The sequence below is a fragment of the Mangrovimonas spongiae genome, from assembly GCF_003944795.1.
Taxonomy (GTDB): Bacteria; Bacteroidota; Bacteroidia; order Flavobacteriales; family Flavobacteriaceae; genus Mangrovimonas; species Mangrovimonas spongiae.
The window spans coordinates 591,645-614,362 of record NZ_RWBG01000002.1 but is presented as its reverse complement, the minus strand read 5'-3'; the positions used below and the strand labels follow the sequence as shown (position 1 = coordinate 614,362).

General features: G+C 34.6%; 13 protein-coding genes. 5 read left to right on the top strand and 8 right to left on the bottom strand.

What is annotated here, in order from left to right:
- The first annotated feature begins 3 nt into the window (after window positions 1-3).
- From EJA19_RS07020 to EJA19_RS07010, 3 genes are all read left to right on the top strand, one after another.
- On the top strand, window positions 4-885 hold the full coding sequence (locus EJA19_RS07020) for a PPK2 family polyphosphate kinase (RefSeq protein WP_125467636.1): 882 nt from the start codon (window positions 4-6) through the stop codon (window positions 883-885).
- A gap of 87 nt (window positions 886-972) precedes the next feature.
- A complete protein-coding gene (locus EJA19_RS07015) occupies window positions 973-2,376 on the top strand; it encodes a M20/M25/M40 family metallo-hydrolase (protein WP_125467635.1) in 1,404 nt (467 codons plus the stop codon).
- Entirely contained in the window at window positions 2,376-2,945 is a 570-nt protein-coding gene (locus EJA19_RS07010) for a hypothetical protein (protein ID WP_125467634.1), read from the top strand. Before EJA19_RS07015 ends, EJA19_RS07010 begins: the two co-directional genes overlap by 1 nt.
- A gap of 1 nt (window position 2,946) precedes the next feature.
- On the opposite strand, the gene lysA is transcribed toward EJA19_RS07010, so the two are convergent.
- Window positions 2,947-4,152, bottom strand: a complete 1,206-nt coding sequence (lysA, locus tag EJA19_RS07005; protein WP_125467633.1) for a diaminopimelate decarboxylase — start codon at window positions 4,150-4,152, stop codon at window positions 2,947-2,949.
- 204 nt (window positions 4,153-4,356) lie between these two features.
- Here lysA and sucC point away from each other — a divergent pair, with 204 nt between their 5' ends.
- The gene (gene sucC, locus EJA19_RS07000; RefSeq protein WP_125467632.1) at window positions 4,357-5,550 is read left to right on the top strand and encodes an ADP-forming succinate--CoA ligase subunit beta; all 1,194 of its coding nucleotides are present in this window, start codon (window positions 4,357-4,359) and stop codon (window positions 5,548-5,550) included.
- A gap of 36 nt (window positions 5,551-5,586) precedes the next feature.
- On the opposite strand, the gene EJA19_RS06995 is transcribed toward sucC, so the two are convergent.
- Window positions 5,587-5,850: a DUF1456 family protein gene (locus EJA19_RS06995; protein ID WP_125467631.1), complete on the bottom strand. Its 264-nt coding sequence runs from the start codon at window positions 5,848-5,850 to the stop codon at window positions 5,587-5,589.
- 235 nt (window positions 5,851-6,085) lie between these two features.
- On the opposite strand from EJA19_RS06995, the gene EJA19_RS06990 reads away from it, so the two are divergent.
- On the top strand, window positions 6,086-6,487 hold the full coding sequence (locus EJA19_RS06990; RefSeq protein WP_125467630.1) for a TerB family tellurite resistance protein: 402 nt from the start codon (window positions 6,086-6,088) through the stop codon (window positions 6,485-6,487).
- On the opposite strand, the gene uvrB is transcribed toward EJA19_RS06990, so the two are convergent.
- The 6 genes from uvrB to EJA19_RS06960 form a co-directional block, all read right to left on the bottom strand.
- A complete protein-coding gene (gene uvrB, locus EJA19_RS06985) occupies window positions 6,484-8,487 on the bottom strand; it encodes an excinuclease ABC subunit UvrB (RefSeq protein WP_125467629.1) in 2,004 nt (667 codons plus the stop codon). The genes EJA19_RS06990 and uvrB overlap by 4 nt on opposite strands.
- A 46-nt stretch (window positions 8,488-8,533) precedes the next feature.
- Complete coding sequence (locus tag EJA19_RS06980) at window positions 8,534-10,990, bottom strand: T9SS type B sorting domain-containing protein (protein WP_125467628.1); 2,457 nt, start codon at window positions 10,988-10,990, stop codon at window positions 8,534-8,536.
- Between the two features lie 62 nt (window positions 10,991-11,052).
- Complete coding sequence (locus EJA19_RS06975) at window positions 11,053-13,371, bottom strand: T9SS type B sorting domain-containing protein (protein ID WP_125467627.1); 2,319 nt, start codon at window positions 13,369-13,371, stop codon at window positions 11,053-11,055.
- A 72-nt stretch (window positions 13,372-13,443) separates the two neighbouring features.
- The gene (locus EJA19_RS06970) at window positions 13,444-18,297 is read right to left on the bottom strand and encodes a T9SS type B sorting domain-containing protein (protein WP_240640235.1); all 4,854 of its coding nucleotides are present in this window, start codon (window positions 18,295-18,297) and stop codon (window positions 13,444-13,446) included.
- 91 nt (window positions 18,298-18,388) lie between these two features.
- The gene (locus EJA19_RS06965; protein WP_125467626.1) at window positions 18,389-20,227 is read right to left on the bottom strand and encodes a T9SS type B sorting domain-containing protein; all 1,839 of its coding nucleotides are present in this window, start codon (window positions 20,225-20,227) and stop codon (window positions 18,389-18,391) included.
- A gap of 37 nt (window positions 20,228-20,264) precedes the next feature.
- Entirely contained in the window at window positions 20,265-22,715 is a 2,451-nt protein-coding gene (locus tag EJA19_RS06960) for a T9SS type B sorting domain-containing protein (RefSeq protein ID WP_125467625.1), read from the bottom strand.
- Window positions 22,716-22,718: the final 3 nt, after the last annotated feature.

The following is a 22,718-nucleotide window of genomic DNA, read 5'->3' as shown; positions in this document are numbered from 1 at the left end:
ATTATGAAGAAAACTATCAATATAAACGATTTTAAAGTTACCAAACCTATTCATTTAAAGGATATTTCCACAACCTATGACTTAGATGCGGATAAAGACAAGATTGAAGATGAAATGGAAGAGGTTTGCGAAGACCTTGCAGATATACAAAACGCTATGTATGCACATGGTAAATATGCTGTGTTAATTTGTATTCAAGGTACAGACACGGCTGGAAAAGATAGTATGATTCGTGAGGTGTTTAAAGAATTAAATGCGCGAGGTGTTATGGTGCATAGTTTTAAAACGCCTACTAAATTAGAGCTAAAACATGACTATCTTTGGCGTCATTATCTGGCATTGCCAGCTCGTGGAAAATTTGGGGTTTTTAATAGAACACATTACGAAAATGTCTTAGTAACTAGAGTACATCCAGAATATATTTTAAACGAAAATATACCAGGGATAGATAGAGTGGAAGATATTAATGATGCTTTTTGGCACAAACGATTCGAACAAATAAATAACTTTGAGCAGCATGTTTCGGATAATGGAACTATTATCTTTAAGTTTTTCCTTCATCTATCTAAAGAAGAACAAAAAAATAGATTGTTGCGTCGTTTAGAAAAACCTTCGAAAAACTGGAAATTCTCTCCTGGAGATTTAGACGAGCGTGAACTTTGGGATAGCTATCAAGAGTATTTTGAAGATGCTATTAATAGAACCTCTAAACCTCATGCGCCTTGGTATACAATTCCTTCAGACGATAAGCCAACAGCGCGATATATCGTGGCAAAAATACTTTACGATACCTTAAAAACATACAAGGATATTAAAGAGCCAGAACTAGAACCCGAAGTTATGGCTAATTTAGAAGCTTATAAAAAACAATTAGAACGAGAATAATTTTATCCCGCATACGCGGGATTTTTTATGCTTTCTTTTACAAAATCACTTTATAGAAATAGTATATTAGTCACAAAATTTAACACTATGAGATTACTTTTATTCGTCGTAGCCTTACTATGTTCAACAACAATTTATTCTCAAAACGATGAAGCGGTATTAAAAAATATTTATAAAACCTCACTCACCAACGGAAAAAGTTATGAGTGGTTAGATTACTTATCCAACCAAATAGGAGGGCGGTTGTCTGGCTCAGTAAATGCCGAATTAGCTGTAGAATGGGGCGAAAAAGAACTTAAGGAATTAGGTTTAGATAAAGTATGGTTACAACCTGTTATGGTGCCAAAATGGATAAGAGGTGCCAAGGAATATGCCTATGTAAAATCAAGCTCTGGAAAAACAACAAGTGTTAATATTTGTGCTTTAGGTGGTTCGGTTGCCACAAACCCATTAGGCGTAGAATCAGAGGTTGTTGAGGTGCATAATTTTAAAGAATTAGAACAGTTAGGTCGTGATAAAGTAGAAGGGAAAATAGTATTTTTCAATCGTCCAATGCAGGCCGATTTAATACAAACCTTTCAAGCCTATGGCGGTTGTGTTAATCAGCGTTATAAAGGTGCTGTTGAAGCGGCAAAATATGGTGCTGTGGGCGTTATTGTGCGTTCTATGAATTTACGATTAGACGATTTGCCACACACTGGAAGCATGACCTACGATGATTTACCAAACTCTAAGCGAATTCCTTCGGCAGCGATAAGTACAAACGATGCCGAACTTTTAAGTAGTATGCTAAAGTTGGACAATACTTTAAAGTTTTATTTCAAACAAAACTGCCAGCAGTTACCAGATGTTAAGTCTTACAATGTGATTGGAGAAATAACAGGGAGTGAATTTCCTAATGAATATATTATAGTTGGTGGCCATTTAGATTCTTGGGATTTAGGTGATGGCTCGCATGACGATGGTGCGGGTATTGTGCAGTCTATGGAAGTCTTGCGCTTATTTAAAGAAACAGGTATAACACCAAGACGTAGCATTCGTGTAGTAATGTTTATGAACGAAGAAAATGGGTTGCGTGGTGCTACAAAGTATGCCGAAGTGGCCAAACAAAAAGGCGAAAACCATATTTTTTCTTTAGAAAGTGATGCTGGAGGTTTTACCCCAAGAGGATTTAGTTTTGATTGTAGCGATGCTGTTTTTTCAAAAATTGAAAATTGGAAACCTTTATTTAAACCGTATTTAATTCATTATTTTGAGCAAGGAGGAAGTGGCGCCGATGTAGGGCCATTAAAAACAAAGACCAATGTTGTTGCTGGTTTAAGACCAGATTCACAACGGTATTTCGATCATCATCATGCAGCTAACGATACCTTTGATGCTGTGAATAAACGTGAGCTTGAATTAGGAGCAGCAACCATGACGTCGTTAGTGTACTTGTTTGATAAATATGGAATTGCCCCCATTTCTCATAAAAATGAATTGAAGGATTGATGAAACATATCTTTTTATTTATAGCTTTAATACTTGGTAGTACTATGCAATCACAAGACAAAACATTACCTTATTATGAAATTCCAGAAGCGCCCAAAAAATACACTGCTGGAACTATGGCGTCAAGACAGATTGACGGTTTAGGGTTTCGGTTTTATTGGGCTACAGAGGGTTTAAATGTAGATGATTTAGCATATAAACCTAATGATAAAGCACGGTCAACTAAAGAAACTATTCAGCATATCTTTAACTTATCTCAAGTTATTTTAAGTGCTGCATTACAGAAACCTGTAAATAAAACTGATGCCTCCAATATGAGTGCTCAAGATATTAGAAAGAACGTGCTATTTAACTTAAAACAAGCTTCAGACATCTTAAGAAAAGCAGACGATTTATCGGATTTTAGTATTGATTTTGGAGACGGGAAAACCTATCCGTTTTGGAATGCTATTAACGGTCCTATAGCCGATGCCATTTGGCATTGTGGGCAAATAGCTTCTTATAGAAGAACCTCTGGAAATCCAATAAATTCAAATATTAATCAATTTACTGGGGCCCTTAGAAATTAGCTTATAATTCAACCGCAACCTGATTTTTTACCAAATCATCCATGGTCTCGCGCTTTCTAATTAATTTTGCTTCACTATTATGCCATAGCACTTCAGCAGGACGATACCGTGAATTGTAGTTTGATGCCATAGAGTAGCAATAGGCCCCAGCGTTTTTAAAGGCCAGAATATCATCCTCAGAAATCTCATTTATACGTCTATTATTGGCAAACGTATCGGTTTCGCAAATATAACCTACAACCGAGTAAAATCGTTCACGTCCTTTAGGGTTCGATACGTTTATAATGTTGTGTTGTGCACCATATAGCATTGGTCGTATAAGATGATTAAAACCAGAATCAACTTGAGCAAAAACGGTTGAGGTGGTTTGTTTAACCACATTAACTTTGGTGAGAAAGTATCCTGCTTCGCTAACTAGAAACTTACCTGGTTCAAAAGCAAGTGTGAGTTCTTTACCGTATTCTTTACAAAACTGGTTGAAACGCTTAGTAAGTTTTTTTCCAAATTCTTCAATATTAGTTTCTATATCGCCTTCCTTGTAAGGTACTTTAAAGCCAGAGCCAAAATCTAAAAATTCTAAATTGCTAAAATGCTTAGCTGTGTCGAATAAAATTTCACTAGCATAAAGGAATACATCAATATCTAAAATATCACTTCCCGTATGCATATGGATGCCATTAATGGTCATTTCTGTGTTTTCTACAATACGAAGAATATGCGGAATTTGATGAATAGAAATCCCAAATTTGCTATCAATATGTCCAACCGATATATTGGTATTTCCTCCAGCCATAACATGCGGGTTTATACGAATGCATACCGGAACATTAGGATATTTTGTGCCAAATTGCTCTAAAATAGATAGATTATCAATGTTAATTTGTACTCCTAATTTAGCTGCAGTTTCTATTTCTTCTAAAGAGACACCATTAGGGGTGTAGATGATATTTTCAGGAGCAACCCCTGCCATTAATCCTAACTTTACTTCTTGAATAGATACCGTGTCTAATCCAGATCCAAGCCCTTTTAAAAGCTTTAAAATAGAAATATTAGATAATGCCTTAACCGCATAATTAATCCTTAAATTCTTTACCTTACTAAAAGCTTGAGTTAGCCTATTATATTGCGATATGATTTTTTCGGAATCATAAACATAAACTGGACTGCCAAATTCTTGAGCGATATGTAATAATTGTTTTTCTAACATGATGTTTAAGCAATTTTTGCCAAAGGTATTTTATTGTGTGTAATTAGAAATTAATTCTTAAAAATATCACACAATTTAAACATAGTGTTAATTATTTAACATCATGAAGAAATCTGTTGTCTAAGAGGGTTTTTCGTAATTAAAATATTAGGGTAAGTTATTGCGATTAATTACATTTGTGGCTCTTAAACTTTATAGCGAATTATGAATTTACACGAATATCAAGGAAAAGAATTATTAAGCAGTTTTGGTGTACGAATCCAACGCGGATTAGTCGCTCAAAATGCAGAGGAAGCAGTTGCAAAAGCTAAGCAATTAACCGAAGACACAGGAACAGGTTGGCACGTTATAAAAGCCCAAGTTCATGCCGGAGGGCGTGGTAAAGGTGGCGGTGTTAAGCTAGCTAAAAACCTAGACGAAGTTAAAGACATTGCAGGCCAAATTATAGGTATGGATTTAGTAACACCTCAAACTTCTGCCGAAGGTAAACGTGTACACCAGGTATTAGTAGCAGAAGACGTTTATTATCCAGGTGACTCAGAGCCAAACGAATTTTATATGTCTGTGCTTTTAAACAGAAGTAATGGTCGTAATATGATTATGTATTCTACCGAAGGTGGAATGGACATTGAAGAAGTTGCCGAGAAAACCCCACATTTAATTTTTACTGAAGAAATAGATCCTGCTACAGGAATTTTACCATTTCAAGCACGTCGTGTTGCCTTTAACTTAGGGTTAAGCGGTATGGCATTTAAAGAAATGACAAAATTTGTAACCGCTTTATATACAGCTTACGACAAATCTGATGCCTCGTTATTTGAAATTAACCCAGTGTTAAAAACTAGCGACGATAAAATTATGGCTGTAGATGCTAAAGTAACGTTAGATGACAATGCCTTATACAGACATAAAGATTTAGCCGAATTACGTGATTTACGCGAGGAAAGCCCAATAGAAGTAGAAGCAGGCGAATTAGGCCTAAACTATGTTGACCTTGATGGAAACGTAGGTTGTATGGTTAACGGAGCTGGTTTAGCCATGGCAACTATGGATTTAATTAAGCAAGCAGGTGGTGAACCAGCAAACTTCTTAGATGTTGGAGGAACAGCAGATGCTGCACGTGTTGAAGCTGCTTTTAGAATTATTTTAAAAGATCCTAATGTAAAAGCTATCTTAATTAACATATTTGGTGGTATTGTACGTTGTGATCGTGTAGCGCAAGGTGTTGTAGATGCTTATAAAAATATGGGAGACGCTATTCAAGTGCCAATTATTGTACGTTTACAAGGAACCAATGCAGACATCGCTAAAGAATTAATTGATAATTCGGGATTAGATGTACTAAGTGCTACCGAGTTTCAAGAAGCTGCAGATAAAGTACAACAAGTATTATCTTAACAAGATATTCCAAATCTCATAAAAAAAGAGCAACAGTTATTTGTTGCTCTTTTTTTGTGGTATTGTTTTCTGTTTTTTAGATGGTTTAGGACCACGTAAATGAATAACTAAGCCATTTAAGAAATTTCTTAAAATCTGATCGCCGCATTCCTTGTATTTGGGATGTGTTTCTTTTCTAAAAAAAGCACCTAATTCGCTTTTTGATATTCTGAAATCTACCAATTCCAAAATTTTTACTATCTCGTCATCACGAAGTTGAAGCGCTACGCGTAACTTTTTAAATATATCGTTGTTTGTCATAATTGTTTGGCAAGATAGTAAATACATTCTTATTTAGATTTTTTCTATTTATAGAAAAACACAAATGCAATATTAAAGTATTGTGAATCAGTGTTTTATTATTTGTATTTTGCTGTATCGTAATAAATCAACGATGAATGGTAGCCGTTTTTTCGATAAGTTGCAGATAATGAATGATTAAGAAAGTATAAATCTGCTTAATTTTATAAAACAATTACTTAATCCCTTCTTTTCTATGATAAATCGAGTTGAAAAGCTAAGTCTCCTATCTGAAATGATTTCTTTTGCTAAGAGTGAAAATATTCTTAAACCATTAGAACACAGTTTTTTATTAGCCATAGCTAAACAATTAAGGATTTCTAGAGAAGATTTTGACTATTTAATAAATAACCCGATTAATTATATTCATTTAGAATCTCATAGCGAACGGATTGTGCAATTTCACCGTCTTGTTTTGTTAATGGATAGCGATGGCGAAAACACATCTAAAGAAATCACCAAACTTCATAACTTTGGATTACGTATGGGGTTAAGTCATGAATCTATAAATAAAGTATTGTACCTAATGGAGAGTTTTCCCAATAAGATTATTCCACCAGATGTTTTAATAGACATTTTTAAAGTTCACTACAATTAAGCTTTTAGCTTTTCTAATTTTTCTTGATAAGCTTTTATTTGATCTCTAAATTTTGCAGCCTCCATAAAATCTAAGTTTTTAGCGGCATTTTCCATATGCTTTCTACTGTCTCTAATTTTCTTTTCTAACTCTGGTTTCGATAAGTATTCGCTTTCTGGTTCGGCAGCTTTTGCTGCTTCCATTTCATAATGATATGTGCTTACCGAGTTTTTAGCTAATGCGCTATCTAAGCTTTTATTTAAGGCTTTGGGAGTAATATTATTTGCTGTGTTATAAGCAATTTGCTTTTCTCGTCTGTAATTTGTCTCATCAATGGTTTTTTGCATGCTTTTGGTAATTTTATCAGCATACATAATAGCTTTCCCATTAAGGTTTCTTGCAGCACGACCTACAGTTTGTGTAAGCGAACGTGCCGAACGTAAAAAGCCTTCTTTATCTGCGTCTAAAATAGCAACTAACGAGACTTCGGGTAAATCTAGACCTTCACGAAGGAGGTTTACACCAACTAAAACATCAAACAATCCTTTACGTAGATCTTGCATTATCTCTACGCGTTCCAACGTATCCACATCGCTATGAATATACCGTACTCTAATTTGAATTCTGGCCAAGTATTTGGTTAATTCTTCCGCCATGCGTTTAGTAAGGGTAGTTACTAAGGTGCGTTCGTCTTTTTCTACACGCTGTTGAATTTCTTCAATTAAATCATCAATTTGATTTAAACTTGGGCGCACTTCAATTACAGGATCAAGTAAGCCTGTTGGTCTAATAACTTGCTCGACGTAAATACCATCGGTTTTTTCAAGCTCATAATCAGCTGGTGTTGCCGAGACATAAATGACTTGATTTTGCAGCGCCTCAAATTCTTCAAATTTTAATGGACGGTTATCCATAGCTGCAGGCAAACGGAATCCGTATTCGACCAAGTTTTCCTTTCTGCTGCGATCGCCACCATACATAGCATGCACCTGAGAAATAGTCACATGACTTTCGTCTACCACCATTAAATAATCGTCTGGAAAATAATCTAATAAACAGAATGGTCTAGAGCCTGGTTGTCTGCCATCCAAATAACGCGAGTAGTTTTCAATACCTGAGCAATAGCCTAATTCGCGAATCATTTCTAAATCAAATTCGGTACGTTCTTTTAAACGTTTAGCTTCAAGATGCTTTCCTATGTCTTTAAAATAGTCGTATTGTTTTACTAAGTCGTCTTGAATATCTTTAATAGCATTTTGAAGCACTTCTGGTGAAGTTACAAACATATTGGCAGGGTAAATGTTTAATCTGTCGTAATGTTCAATAACCTCATTAGTTTGAATATTAAACGCTTCAATGTCTTCAATTTCATCTCCAAAAAAATGAACTCTAAAGGCATTATCGGCATAACTTGGAAAAATATCTACGGTATCGCCTTTAATCCTGAAATTACCATGATTAAATTCGGCTTCGGTACGCGAGTACAAACTTTGTACTAGCTTATGCAATAATTTTGTGCGTGAAATAACTTGATCACGTTCTATAGAAATAACATTTTTTTGAAACTCAACAGGATTTCCAATACCGTATAAACACGATACAGAAGCGACGACTAAAACATCGCGTCTTCCAGACAATAAAGAAGATGTAGCGCTTAACCTTAGTTTTTCAATTTCGTCATTTATCGAGAGGTCTTTTTCTATGTAGGTTCCAGAAACAGGTATATAAGCTTCTGGCTGATAATAGTCGTAATACGATACAAAATATTCGACAGCATTATCGGGAAAAAACTGTTTAAATTCAGAGTATAATTGTGCTGCTAACGTTTTATTATGTGCTAAAACTAAAGTGGGACGTTGTATTTGCTCAATAACATTGGCAACTGTAAATGTTTTTCCAGAGCCGGTAACACCAAGTAATGTTTGGTATTTATCGTTATTTAAAATACCGTTAGCAAGTTGCTTAATAGCTTGAGGCTGATCGCCAGTAGGTTTAAACTCTGATTTTACCTTAAATTTCATACCTTCAAAATTACATAAAATTAACTGGAGGATATGATGTTTTAGATTATCTTTTTAACGAGAAATGACCTTTTAGCTGCTTACCGGATTTTAGATTAATTAAATACCAATAATCGTTAGTTTCTAAGATATTACCGTTATATGTGCCATCCCAACTTAAATGAGATGTAGACACTTGTTTTAGTAGTTTTCCAAATCTATTAAAGACATATACCTCTTTAATGGTGTTATTAGGATCAGAAATTTGCCAAACATCATTAAAGCTATCTCCATTTGGGGTAAAGAATGGAGGAATATCTAGGGTTTCGATATATGACGTTTCAATATTGAAATTTATAGACTTTATAATACAACCATTACTGTCTTGGACGTATAGTGTATGAAAACCTTCGGATAGATTGGTAAAGTTATTATTGCTTTGAAAACTATTGTTGTCTATAGCGAATTCATAAGTTATAGAGGTATTTGTCATGACAACAGTTAAAGCGTTTTCATTTATAATTAAGTTGTTTTCATTTAATTGAAAATCAATACTTGGTAATATAGTTACATCAAAACTAGATTCGTTACTACATGTATTTGGAGGTGTTCCAATTTGGTTGTAAATATAAATGGTTTGTGATGTAGAAATCACATCTCCGGCATTAAGTTGTGTGCCTGTACCATTAGTTCCTGTAAAATAGTTTCCATTGGTTAAAGCAGGTAGTGTGTAATTTTGACAAACGGTTTGGTTAGGCAAGGTATCCACATTAGGTGTTCCAGAAACAATAACCACAAAACTAGATTGGTTGCTACACGTATTTGGAGGCGTTCCTATTTGGTTGTAAATATAAACAGTTTGTGAAGTAGAAATCACATCTCCAGCATTGAGTTGTGTGCCTGTTCCATTTGCTTCTGTAAAGTAATATCCATTGGTTAAAGTTGGCAGCGTATACTCTTGACAGACGGTTTGGTTAGGCAAGGTATCCACATTAGGTGTTCCAGAAACAATAATCTCAAAACTAGATTCGTTACTACACGTGTTTGGAGGCGTTCCAATTTGGTTAAAAATATAAATGGTTTGTGATGTAGAAATCACATCTCCGGCATTAAGTTGTGTGCCTGTACCATTAGTTCCTGTAAAATAGTTTCCATTGGTTAAAGCTGGCAGCGTGTACTCTTGACAGATGGTTTGGTTAGACAAGGAGTCTACATTAGGTGTTCCAGAAATAATAACCTCAAAACTAGATTGGTTGCTACACGTATTTGGAGGTGTTCCAATTTGATTGTAAATATAAATGGTTTGTGAAGTAGAAATCACATCTCCAGCATTAAGTTGTGTGCCTGTTCCGTTTGCTCCTGTATAGTAATTTCCATTGGTTAAAGCAGGTAGTGTGTACTCTTGACAAACGGTTTGGTTGGGAATTGTGTCAACTTCTGGAGTGTCAATATATAACTGAGCGACGCTAGTAACAAAAACACATGATGCCGAAGTAACTTCACAATAGTATTGGTTACCGTCAAAACTTAAAGGTACATTTGTTATATCTAGCCATGCTTCATTAGGGTTAGAGTAGTTCCCATTATTTGGAACATCTATCCAGTTTCCTGAGGCGTCGAGAACTTTCCATTGGTATTGAAAAATACTGTTGTTTATTGACGTGTAAAATGTTAAAGAACCATTTTCGCAAACGGTTTTGGAAACAGGGTTTGCAATTGCTGGAGTGTTATCAGTTATAGGATCTGCAGTATGAAATCCTAAATTTGAACAAGATTCGTTTAAGTTTATTGTAAAGTTACTGCTATTAAACGTGGCTTGTGGTTCGTTAGCATTAGCGTTTCTTATAATGCTGTAACCTCTCTCGGTAGGGGCTTCAACAACATCAATAACAGTACCATTTTTTAGTAGTTTAAACTCATCGTTATCGTTAAAACCAGAGCTTGCACTTGTATCAGGAGTAATCGCGCACGCGTTTCCGTTTGTTCCCATTTGTATAATATAAGTCTGTTGAGGCGCAACAGAGTTAACTAAAGGAACTGTTATAGAAGGTGTTGGGTTTCCAATATCGCCATAGCGTTCTATATCATATACGCCATCTAAACTTATAGATGTGTTTGTAGGATTGTAAAGTTCTATAATGCCATAACTTCCTGGCTCCGAATCATAAATTTCAGAGATGTATAAATCACCTAGATTACATTCAGAAGTTATAACGTCAAAATCGGTAGTTGCGTTTCCTACGCATCCTCCATTACTAGTTATGGAAATGCTAGACAAGCCATTGGCACCATTAGGGATGAAGGCCATAATGGTAGTGTCGTTAATAATCGTGTAACTAGTATTTATACCGCCAATAGTAACATTTGCTGTAGCGTTAAAATTGTTTCCAGAAATTGTTATGCTAGTGTTTTCTGGTCCTGTTGTTGGACTAAAACTGGTAATAACTGGATCAGGGCAGTTTGAAGAAAATATAGCGTTAGACCAAAGTCCTAAAAAAATAAAAAGTAAAGTTAGATGTCTCATAATTAAAATTGGGACGGCAAATAAATAAATAAAAGAGAAAAGCTGTGTTAAGCTAAGGTTATTTAGCGTTTTAATGTAAAATGGCCAGTGTATGTTTTACCATTGGATAATTCGGTTTTAAACCAGTAATCATCACTAGGTAAAAGCTTTCCTTTAAAAGTACCATCCCAACCATATTCATAGTTATCTAAAATTTTTAGAAGCTTTCCATAGCGGTTAAAAATGCTAATTTTTAGATTAGGGTTTTGTTGATTAATGCCTTTTGGAATCCAATAGTCATTAATATTATCGCCATTAGGCGTGAAGAACTTCGGAAACCCTAAAATAGAAACATCAACGGTTATTGCACCACAATTATTGGTGTCGTTAATGGTAACGTTATAAACACCAGGAGCTAGATTTGTAAAGGTATTTGATGTTTGAAAAACACCATTGTTTAAGGCATATTCATAATTGCCATCACCGCTAACTAGAATAGTTATGGAGTTATTATTGCTTGCTTCTACAACAATGATATCTTCTATTGTTGGAGCGTTGGAAGGCAATACTTCTATATGTCTTGTTGAAGAGCAATTATTACTATTTGTAACGGTAACAGTATAAGTTCCTATCTCGTTAATTTGAATGTTTTCAGAAGATAATCCTAAGTCGTTGCCATTAAACTCCCATTGATAGTTAAAGGTTCCTGATTGATTAACGACACCAGCATTTAATGTAATTTGCTGCGGATGGGAATTTGTACAATAATAGGTTTCTTCGTCTGGGAGTAAGTAAGGATTGTCTAAAACATCCAGGCGAATTGTGGTAACCGCATAACATGATTGATTGTTTGTTATTTTAACAACCATATTTTCAGAGTAAGCGATGGTATTTATATAAGCGTTATTTATAGGGTTATTATTTAAAAAGGCATCTTCTTCTGATACATAAAAACGTATTTGAGAATTTGCAGGAACACTTTGTGCAATTTGAGCTTCCACTAGGTTGAGGTCAAATTCGGTATAACCATCATTGTTATTATCGTCGCATGTTTGGTATGGTTGTAGCGATATTGGGTTGTAAGTTGTATTAAGCGTCACTTCAGCTACATTATAACATCCAAACTGATTTTCTACACGGGCAAAAACAATTTCGTTTGGTGTGGTATTATTGTAGGCTGTTGGTGTATTTATCTCATTAATTGCATTATTAGCCTCGTTTAATGAGTTATAAAAATTCGTTACATAGGTACCATTTTCTGCTAGAACATCATTTTCGGCATCAAAAAGATTAAAGACCGAAAGGCCGTCTTGATTTGTATCGCATTGGGTAAGTGTCGTGTTGTTTACTTGTGGCGTTGGGGTGTATTCTATAATCACATCACCATACAAAATGCATCCGTTTATGTTAACTTCTACTTGATAGGTTCCTTCAGAATCTACATTGAGTGTTGTTCCTGTTTCACCTATAAGTTCTACACCATCTTTAAACCAACGGTAGGTGTTTGTGTTGCCAGGTTCTTGAGCTATTAATTGATAAGTTTCTCCTTCACATAAAGCGGTACCATTGGCTATTAAACGGTCTGGACCTAAATCGGTTGCTAATTGGAAGCTTCCAGCTTCTAAAAACACTGCCGAATCATAACGGTAATTTTGTTCATCGGCAATAACTAATTTTACATGATACGTTTGGTTTCTTTCAACATTGGCTGTGGCGGTTAAAATAGCCGTTTGTCCATTAAAATTTATAGGGGCATTGCTGTTATTCCAACTGCCAAAATAGGCTTCGTTAATTGGGTCGCAAGCACCAGGAATACCTGAGTGAACTGTGGTTACTTTCACAGGGGTTTGTGTATTAGGTACAACCGCTATATTGGTGTACTGTTGCTCGTTTTCTGGACGAATAAGAAACCCAAATAAATCGGAATATTGGCAGGTGTTGCTATTGCCTTCTTGATACTCTTCGGAAGCAAAAATGTAGCGAAATGTAATTTGCTCTGCAATAGATTGAAAATCGAATTCGATAATAGTGGCATTAAGTGTGTTGTGTTCGTTTAACACATTTTCTAGGTCTTGGTCGCCGCCCCAGTTATTGGCATCATCATCGCTTAACGAGGTATTTGGACCTTCAACATTTGACAACCTTCCTGTGCTTAACACCAAACCTTCGGAAAATGGAAAACTAGAGTTGTTGCCATTAAAGTAGCCATAACTTTGGTCGGTACCGCCAAAGTCGCCACCAACAACGTTGGTAACATTAATGTTACTAATACAATTGCTTCCTATAAGAATATCTTCAATGAGTTCTTGTGCCGTATAGGATTGCGCATCTACTTGAACATTTTGTCCAAAACTAACAAACGTTATAAAGAGAAAAAAAAGTAAACTTTCCCAATGTTTCATTATTGTCATGATTTCGACTTGCAAAGATAGGGAATAAAAAAAGTTTTTATTTTTTTAAAATGTTAAGACTTGTTATCGTTTTAGGGTAAAATGTCGTTTTACTTCAAACGAGATATCTCCTTTTTTTACTTCGGCTAAAAACCAATAGTCGTTTGTTGGCATATTTTCGCCTCTATAAGTGCCATCCCAACCTTGAGAGCTATGACTTAGTGTTTTTAGTAGTTTACCAAATCTATCAAAAATGTAAATAACGGTACCTTCTAATTGCTCTACGCCTGCGATATGCCAATAATCGTTGTAGCCATCGTTATTAGGTGTAAAGAATAATGGCGCATCGATTACCACGATTTCTTTTATTGCCGATGCGCAACCGTTTAAGTCTTTAACTTCGATAATGTGTGGTCCCCAAGTTACGTTATAAAATACGTTGGAGTCTTGCGGTGGCCCATTATCGATACTGTATTGATAATTCCCAATACCACTTACAGTTACTGTAATATTATTGGGGTCGGAAAAATCAATAGTTTCTGTAAACTCTATAGTAGCTTGTTCCGATTCGATAACCGAAAAAGTTGAGGTGGTTTCGCAACCGTTTTCTGTAGTAACTGTGACTGAATAGCTGCCAATTTGTGTGATTTCAATTTCTGAAGCTGTTTGGTTAGTTGACCATAAATAAGTGTCGGTATTAAAGCCTGTTTCGGCAGAGACGATTAATGGTAAATTGTCTATACAGATGGTTTGATTACCGATATTAACTTCGGGTTTTCTATGAACAATGGTGGAGAACGATGTTGTAGAAAAACAATTTGTAATTACGTTTTCTACTCTAACATAAATAGTTTGTCCGTTAGAAGCACTGTAGTTTAAATTGGTAATTGGGTTGGTGTTTTCCAGAGCATCATTTTCGGTTTCAAAATATGACACATTAAATTGATTGGGATTTTGATTTCCTAAAATAGTGTTGGTTTGTTGGGAAAAATCAAAGGTATAAAATCCATCAAAGTTATCGTCGCAAGAAATTAGGTTTTGCGGTTGGTTAGCAATAGGTGTTGGGTTTACTGTTAAGTTAAACGATTGTGTAGCACGACAGCCTGTATTACTATTTGTAGCAGTTATGTATAAGGTTGTATTATTACTTGTATATGTGTAGTCTGTACTTATGGCATTAGTATTGTTTTGGGCGTCTTGTTGGGTGGCATAAAAATTAACATCAATGTTTTCTTGGGTGTCTAATAGCTGTGATAGTGTATCGTTTAGGTTGTAACTGTTTGTTGAATTGTCACATATTTCAAAATTAACAGCATTTATACTAGGTGGTAAATTAACATTTAAAACCAAAGGCACATAGACATAACAGTTAGAAATAGTATTGGTAGCTTTAATGTATACCGTTTGTGGGTTTTCAATATTGTTGTATGATGCTGGTGTTGGAATTTCGATGTTATTTTCTACATCTGCAATAGATTCGTGGTAAGTAAGTTCGACATTGTCTTGTCTTATTCCTAAAACTTCGGTTTCTGCTATGGTTAAATCAAAGGTTGCAATACCATCATAATTAGTATCGCAAACAGTCATTTCGGATGGAGCGTTAACCAATGGTACTTGAATAACGTTTAAGCCAAATTCTGCAATACCATGACAATATGTGCCATTTTCAACTCGAGCAAAAATTTGCTGTGGATTTTCGGTGTTGGTGTAGTTTAAATCTATTGTATTGGTTCCATTATCGGCATCATCGTAAGATGTGTGAAATGTAATGCTTAGGTTTTCTGGGCTGTTTTCTGATATGGTATTTATCACCTCGGCAAGATTGAACTCCTCTTGACCATCGTTTGTAATGTCATCGCAAAGCGATAAATCTGTTGGTGCGTTAAAGATTGGGATTGCACCAACTTCTATAATAAAAGATGAAACGCCATAACAATCTTGGTCGGTTATATTTTCTACTCTTACATGAATAGTTTGTGGACTAGATATGTTTTGGTAAGGTTGATTTTTATCTATAATATTTTGTCTGTTTATAGCATCGTTTTGGTTTAAAAAATATAAGACTTGTTTTCCGGTTTGCCCATTAAGTATTTCGGCATCTTTTTCAATAAAAAGGAATTCTGCGGTTTGGTTACCATCAGTTTCACAGTTCGTGAAATCAGCTATGTCTGTAAAAACAGGTTGGGTGTTTATATATACCATAAAAGTAGATATGGCAAAACATCCTGTTGTATTGTTGGTTACTCGTGTAAATATAGGGGTTGTATTTGTTGAAAAATTATCAGGTGTGTTAATAGCATTAATGTTGTTGTTGGCATTATCTTCTGTAGTGAAAAAGTCGATGCTTACCCCATTAGTGTTGGTTATAATTTCGGGTATTTTATTGTCTAAATTTACTGTAGAAACCCCATCTTGGTCGTTATCGCATATTAAAATGTCTTGAGCCTGAGAAACTGTTGGTGCAGGTAAAATATTAATTTCTAGAGGCGATATATCATAACAGCCAGTTGTGGCATCTGTTACACGAGCATAAAACGTTTGTGGATTACTTGTGTTAGTATAAAAAGGCGGTAAAAAGTTTACATTATTTTCGGCATCTGTTTGATTAAGGAAATAAGTAACACTTGGGTTAGGTATGCCTGTTGATACGTAGTCGTCGAATACATTTAAATCGATAGATGTAAACCCATCGTCATCTGTATCGCAGTAATCTTGAGGCTCTAAAGATTGTATGAAAACAGCAGGATTTACAATTAAGTTTATGCTAGTGTTGTAGTCACATTCTGTATTGCTAATAGTTACAAAAAGTTGCGCTGAATTAGAAACTTGATAAGGAACGGTTTGGTCTATTGGGTTTGTGCCATTTTCTTGATTGGTTTCATTTTCATAAAAGGTTATTGTGGCATTTTCCAAATTGTTTAAAATGGAGTTGCCTATATTTTCTAAATTAAAATTAGCAATACCATCATTAGAACTGTCATCACATACTAGAAAATCTCTTATATCACTTTCCTGCTCAAGGATGTTGGTGTAAATGTTAAAACTCGTAATAGAAGGACATCCTGTATCATTATTAACAACTCTTACATAAATAACTTGTTCGTAAGGCGTCGTGTTTTGGAAGTTTTCTATATTTTGAATAGGATTGTTTCCTGTATTGGCATCGTCTAAACTAGTATGAAATGTAATTGTAGTGTTGGTGGCGCCTTGTAGAATATCATCTATAGCAGGGGAAAGGTCAAAAAACTCAAATCCATCTTCATCTTGCTCACAAGCACTAATACTTTCTGGGTTTGCGTTAATATCTGGAGTTTCTAGGACTGTAATATTTAAAGAACTAGTCGTTTCGCAGCCTGTATTGCCATCAATAACTCGAATAAAAATTTGTTCTTGAGGGTTTGTGTTAACATACGGCATTGGTATAGGATTGTCTCCAGTATTGGCATCTTGTTGAGAGTAGTGGTAACTTACATATAATGCCGTATTCCCATTTGTAATATCGTTATTGTATTGTGTTAAATCTATTTGTGTAACTCCATCCGAAACACTGTCATCGCAAATTTCAACAGGAGCAGGGTCTACAATATCGGGTAGTTCATTAACAATTAAGTTAAAGCTAGAATAGGTAACACAACCATTGTCTGCATCTAAAATCCTAATATATATAGTTTGTGGGTTTGTTTGATTTTGGATTGGAGCTGTTATTGGATTATCATTATTTTGAGCATTAGTAAGTGAATTATGATATGATATAGTGTAGTTGCCAGGTGGTACTATGGATAGAGCTTCATTATCTTTAGTAGAAAGGTCAAATGTTTCAACGGCATCACCATCGGTATCACATACTGCAAAATCTGAAATAGGAATAGCAGGTTGTTCTGTTCCTAGGGTAACTTCTATAGAGTCTTCAATGTCGCAAGTTGTATTATTAATAGGAATAGATATTTGTACGGTGTAGCTTCCAGATGCTGTGGTGGTAAGTTGTGGCGCATTTTCGTTAGCAATTGGTTGTCCGTTTAATAGCCAGGTGTAACTAGCCAAAGGATTGTTAATGTCTGCATTTAAAGTTGTATTATCGGCACAAGTAACAATATCTGGACCTAAATCTACGGTAGCATTAAAACTATTCCCTTCAATAAATACGGCAGAGTCATAGTTTTCGTCACTTTGGTCTGCAATAACTAATTTTATATGATATTGCACGTTAGGTTGTATGCTTGCTGAAGCTGTTAAAACTGTCGTTCTACCATTAAAATTTGTGTCGCCAACATTATAACCATCAAAATATTGTTCGTTTTCGGCAGGACACAAGCCTACAATTTCTTCGTGAATTGTACTTGTGTTAACAGGCGTGTTTGTACCTGGAATAACGGCAATATTGGTATATGGGTTATTTGTTCCAGCTTCTTTAATTAAAAAGGCAAACCCATCTGAATATTGGCAAGGGTAATCGGCAAAATATTCTTCTGAAGCTAATATATAATTAAATTGAACTTGATTGGCTACCGAAATAAAATCAAATTCGATAGCTGTTGCGTTTAATGTATTTGATATGCCTAAAGCGGTTTCTAAGTCGCTATCGGTTCCCCAGTTGGTATCCCCTTCATTAAGAACATTGGCGTTTGTGGTATTACCCGCTGAAAAGGCAGCGCCAGTAGATAATAAGATACCATTTTGAAATGGAAAATTTGAGGTAGATTGCTCGAAATAACCATAACTAGATATTTGATTAACCTGGCCATTAATTGTAGATTGAATATTTGACACTTCTACACAGCCTAAAATTAGATTATTCTCTATAAGTTGTTGTGGTGTATAGGTGTCATCAACAGAAATTTGTTGCGCGTAACTTGCTATAACTTGAAAAAGAAGACAAACAATAAATATTAGTTTCTCAGCTTTTTTTATAAAGTATATTTTTTTCTTTCTAAAATTCAATTTTTTCTTTTTTAGGGCTAAATGGTTGGAAATGTAAACAAATATCGGATTAAATGCAAAAAATATCGATAAAATGTATTTTAAGGATTTGTTATCTATTTAAATAAACCCAACCAACTATATTGTCAAAATTATTATCGTTTAAGTATAATACATAAAAATAAGTGCCTGTTGGTAGGAGTTTTCCTTTGTTGTTTAGGCCTTTGTTGGCTTTTCCTTCCCATTTAATGTTATTGTTACCTTCAAAAATTAATGTACCATAGCGGTTATAGATTAAAAGTTTGTGTTTTTCAAAAATATCATATAGCCCTTGTATATTAAACCAATCGTTATAACCATCATTGTTAGGTGTGAATATTTCAGGTATAATAGGAGGACAATTTTTTACAATAAGATTGAAGTTAAATATTTTATAGCAATTTTCTGTGTTAACTTTTAAATAAATGGTTTGAGGGGATGTCGTATTTTGAAAATTTGACGGATTAATAATTTCCAAGGTGTTGTTTTGTAAATCTTCTAAGGTTGTATAAAAGTTATAATCAAAGCCATTAGTTTCTATAAATGATAGCTGCGATGTTAAATCGAAAAAAGCTTGATTAAAACTTTCATCGCAAGCTTCCATATTGGGAATAGGTGTATTAGAGATTGTTAGTAGCTCTAAATTAATGTCGTGAAAATTATTTGTTTCGTTAAGTTCGGTTACAATACCAGAACCGTTTCCAATATCATCAACTATAATTTGAAGGTTTATTATGTCTCCCAGTCCTTCGGGGATATTAAGCGTTATATCTTGCGTTTCAAATTCGCCAATAGCAATATTGTTATTGGTTTGGCTTGTGCCGATTAATATATTATTGGCGTAAAATGCGATAGGAGTATTTTGGGGGAGTACATCGGTACTATTATTATTAAACACGGTAAAGTTGACAGAAATATTTCTGTTGCCACATTCCAGCTCATAATTATTTATAGTTGCTGTTGCATCTGGAAGCTGGCTGTTTAACACGGTAATAACGTTGTTAATTATAATTAAGTCAGCCGAAAATGAGCCAAACTCATTAATAGCACCAGTGGTTAGTTTTATATCAACTGTTTCGTCTCCAATATTTATATAGTTTTGTATGTTGTAGTAGTCTATATCGCAATTGTATAGCTCGTTAGAATTGGTGAAAGAGTTTGTGCCATTAAAAGCATTGTCGGCTGGATTAAGAGGTGGGTTAGAAAGTAGATTGTTGTTTATAAAAAGCGATTCGCCATAGTTTAAGTTGGCATCGCCTTCCCAAGTTAAAAAACCAATTTTAGCACCTTCGTTGTCTAATACATTAATATTTTCTAGTGTTATGGTTTTTTCTTGTTCATTTCTGTTTATAATTTCTAGGCCTTGAAATAAATTAATTTGATTTAGTGGTAAATTTGCATCTTCGTAAATAACATAAATACACCATCCAGCAAAATTGGTACTATTATTACAATATCCAGGATTATTGGTGATTGTTTGAGTAATATCTAGGTTTGATAGTTCGTATGCAATTTCACCATTATCAACAATAAAATCAGTAATGTCTTTATAGCACGAAAAATAATTAAGCGTACCATAGTTTTGGTCAAAATAATCAACTGTATAAGTATTGTCGGCAATAAAATCTGTATTATTTAAAGTGATTTCAGTATCACCGTTTCCTGAGCCTGCCCAATATAAATAAGCCGAAATAATGGTTGTGTTTTCAGGTAGATTTAATACAGCAGAAGAAGATGGTAAGGTTTCACAGTAACCAGACACCAGATTGTTTTCAACTTCATTTAAAGTATTACCTATGGCTAGGTAGTCGTATCGTCCATTAAATTGGTTAAATAACGTAATGTCTTGACCCCAAACAGGGCTGCAAAAAAATATGCTTAATAGAATAAAGTACGTCTTTATACAGTGCATAATTAACACGTTGCTGTGTTAAAAATACTAAAATCCTTTATCGTTTAAGTGTAAAATGACTTCTAAATGTTCTTCCGTCTTGTAAATCAACCGAAAACCAATAATCATCAGTAGGCATAATTTCACCGTTAAAAGATCCGTCCCAGCCTTCTCCAAGTGGGTTTATTTGTTTAAGTAGTTTTCCGTAGCGGTCAAAGATTTTAAGTTTTGTATTTGGTTGAAAGGTGTTTGAGATTCCTTTAATATTCCATCTATCGTTGTACCCATCGCCATTTGGAGTGAAAAATTTAGGATAGCCAATAACGGCAACACTTTCAGAAACAATACCACAATCGTTTTTAGTATCTCTAATACTTACAGTGTAAATACCAGCTTCAATATTATTAAAGGTGTTACTAGTTTGATAGTTGGCATATATGGTGCCGTCTTCGTTTAATAAAGCATATTCGTATATACCTTCACCAGAAGTAATAACAGTAATAGAGTTGTTTTCTGAAATGTCTACCACATTAATATTATCGATTGTAGCAATATTGGAAGCTTCAACGGTAATTGTTCTTGTTTTTGAGCATTGTACGCTGTTGGTAACCGTTACAGTATAAGTCCCTGGTTCATTAATTTGAATACTTTCAGTTTGTTCGTCATTAGACCAAGAATAGGTGTAGTTGTTACTATTTCCAATAACGCCAGAGTTTAATGTTATGGTTTGTGGATAAGTGTTTAGGCAATATAAAAGTGTTTCGTCATCTTCCAAGTTTGGTAAAGGCTCAATATTAAGTTGTACTTCACTTATGCCATAGCAAGCATTGTTGTTTTCGGCTCTAGCAAAAATTGTTTGCGAATATGATGTTGTGTTGTTAAATATTGATGGTAAAGGGTTTTGTTCAAGCAAGGCATCTTCATAAGTTTCATAATAAACGATAGGGAAGCTAATGCCATTAATATCATGAATATCTTGCGTGTAATTTGAAAGGTCGAAAGTGTTTAAACCATCTTCAGAGTTTAATTCATCACAAACTATTGGGGCTATAAAATCTTGAATTTGTGTTGCACTAACTTCTAAAGCAATTTCAGCAATACTATAACAAAGTGAATTGTTGTCTTTCACTTGTGCAAATATAGTTTGAGCACTCGAAGAATAGCTTTCGGGAGAGGTGATAGCGTTTATATCGTTTTCGGCATCAGAAAAGGTTTCAAAAAATGTGGTAAATACATTGTTATTACCATTAGTAATATCGTTAACAGCTTGCAATAGGTTGAAAGTTGTAATTCCATCAGATATGCCATCTTCATCGCATTGGAATAAAGATATGTTGTTTGATAAAGGTGTTTCTAATATTCTTAACGTTAATGGTGTTGTACTAAAGCAAACTTGATTTGTAGCGTCTTCAATTCTTACAAAAATAGTTTGCTCGTCAGGTGTTGTATTGTAAAATTGATTGTTTAAGGGATTTGTGTTGTTTTCGGCTTGAGTTAAGGTTTCATGATAAGAAATGTTAATGCTTGATGCGTCTTGCCCGTTTAAAATCTCATTATTTTTATTAGTTAAGTTAAAGGTTGTTTGCCCATTAAAGGCATCGTTATCTGTATAATCATCGCAAATTTCAAAATCTGAAGGTGTCGCAAAATTTGGGCCGCTATTTACCGTTAATGTGAACGGAATAATTTCGAAACAATCAGTAACAGTATTGGTTAATTTAGCATAAACTTCTTGTGAGTTTGAAATGTTGTTGTAAGGTGATGTTATAGCATTTATCCCTATGTTAGCATCACTTTCTGATTCATGATAGGTTACTTGAACATTTGTTTGATTACCAATTATATTATTTGTGTTTTCTTCAATATCAAATGTAGTAATGCCATCATTATAAGGTTCTACCGTATCACATTTTTCTAAATTAAGGGCTTGTGGATTTCCTAATTCATTGTTGGGAGGACTAGAAAATTCTGCTGTTCCTGTCCATTCTAAAGAAAATGGACTATTACCTATGGGTCTATCTATTACTATAAAATATGTTTCTCCAGCTAGAGCATTAATAGCGCTAACAAAACTATTTCCATCTTGCCCAGGGCCTTCTGAAGACTCCGATTCGTTAGTGCTAAGTCCCGTAAGATTATTGCCTTGTCCTGCAGCTTGAGGGTTTGTTGTAGAGCATCTTATAGCAAATCCTAAATTGCTACAGTCTTGTGTTGGGCCGAAAATAAAAAAATCATAATCTTCTGTTATTGCTGTACTTTGCGGTGTTAGTGTAAAGGCTAAAGTACCATCGGTTACAACAGTTACTTTTAACCATAGGCTGTTGTTTTCGCCACTAGAACAACTATTTAATCCGCTAACTTCTTGAGTCCCTATGCCGTTAACATCAAGGTTGATTTCAGAATTTCCACAAACGACTACAGCGTCAACACAATCTGTTGGTTGTTGGGATTGAACTGTGAAAGTGATAAAGAATATTGCAAATATTCCTTTTTTTAAGTGTTTAAGCATACT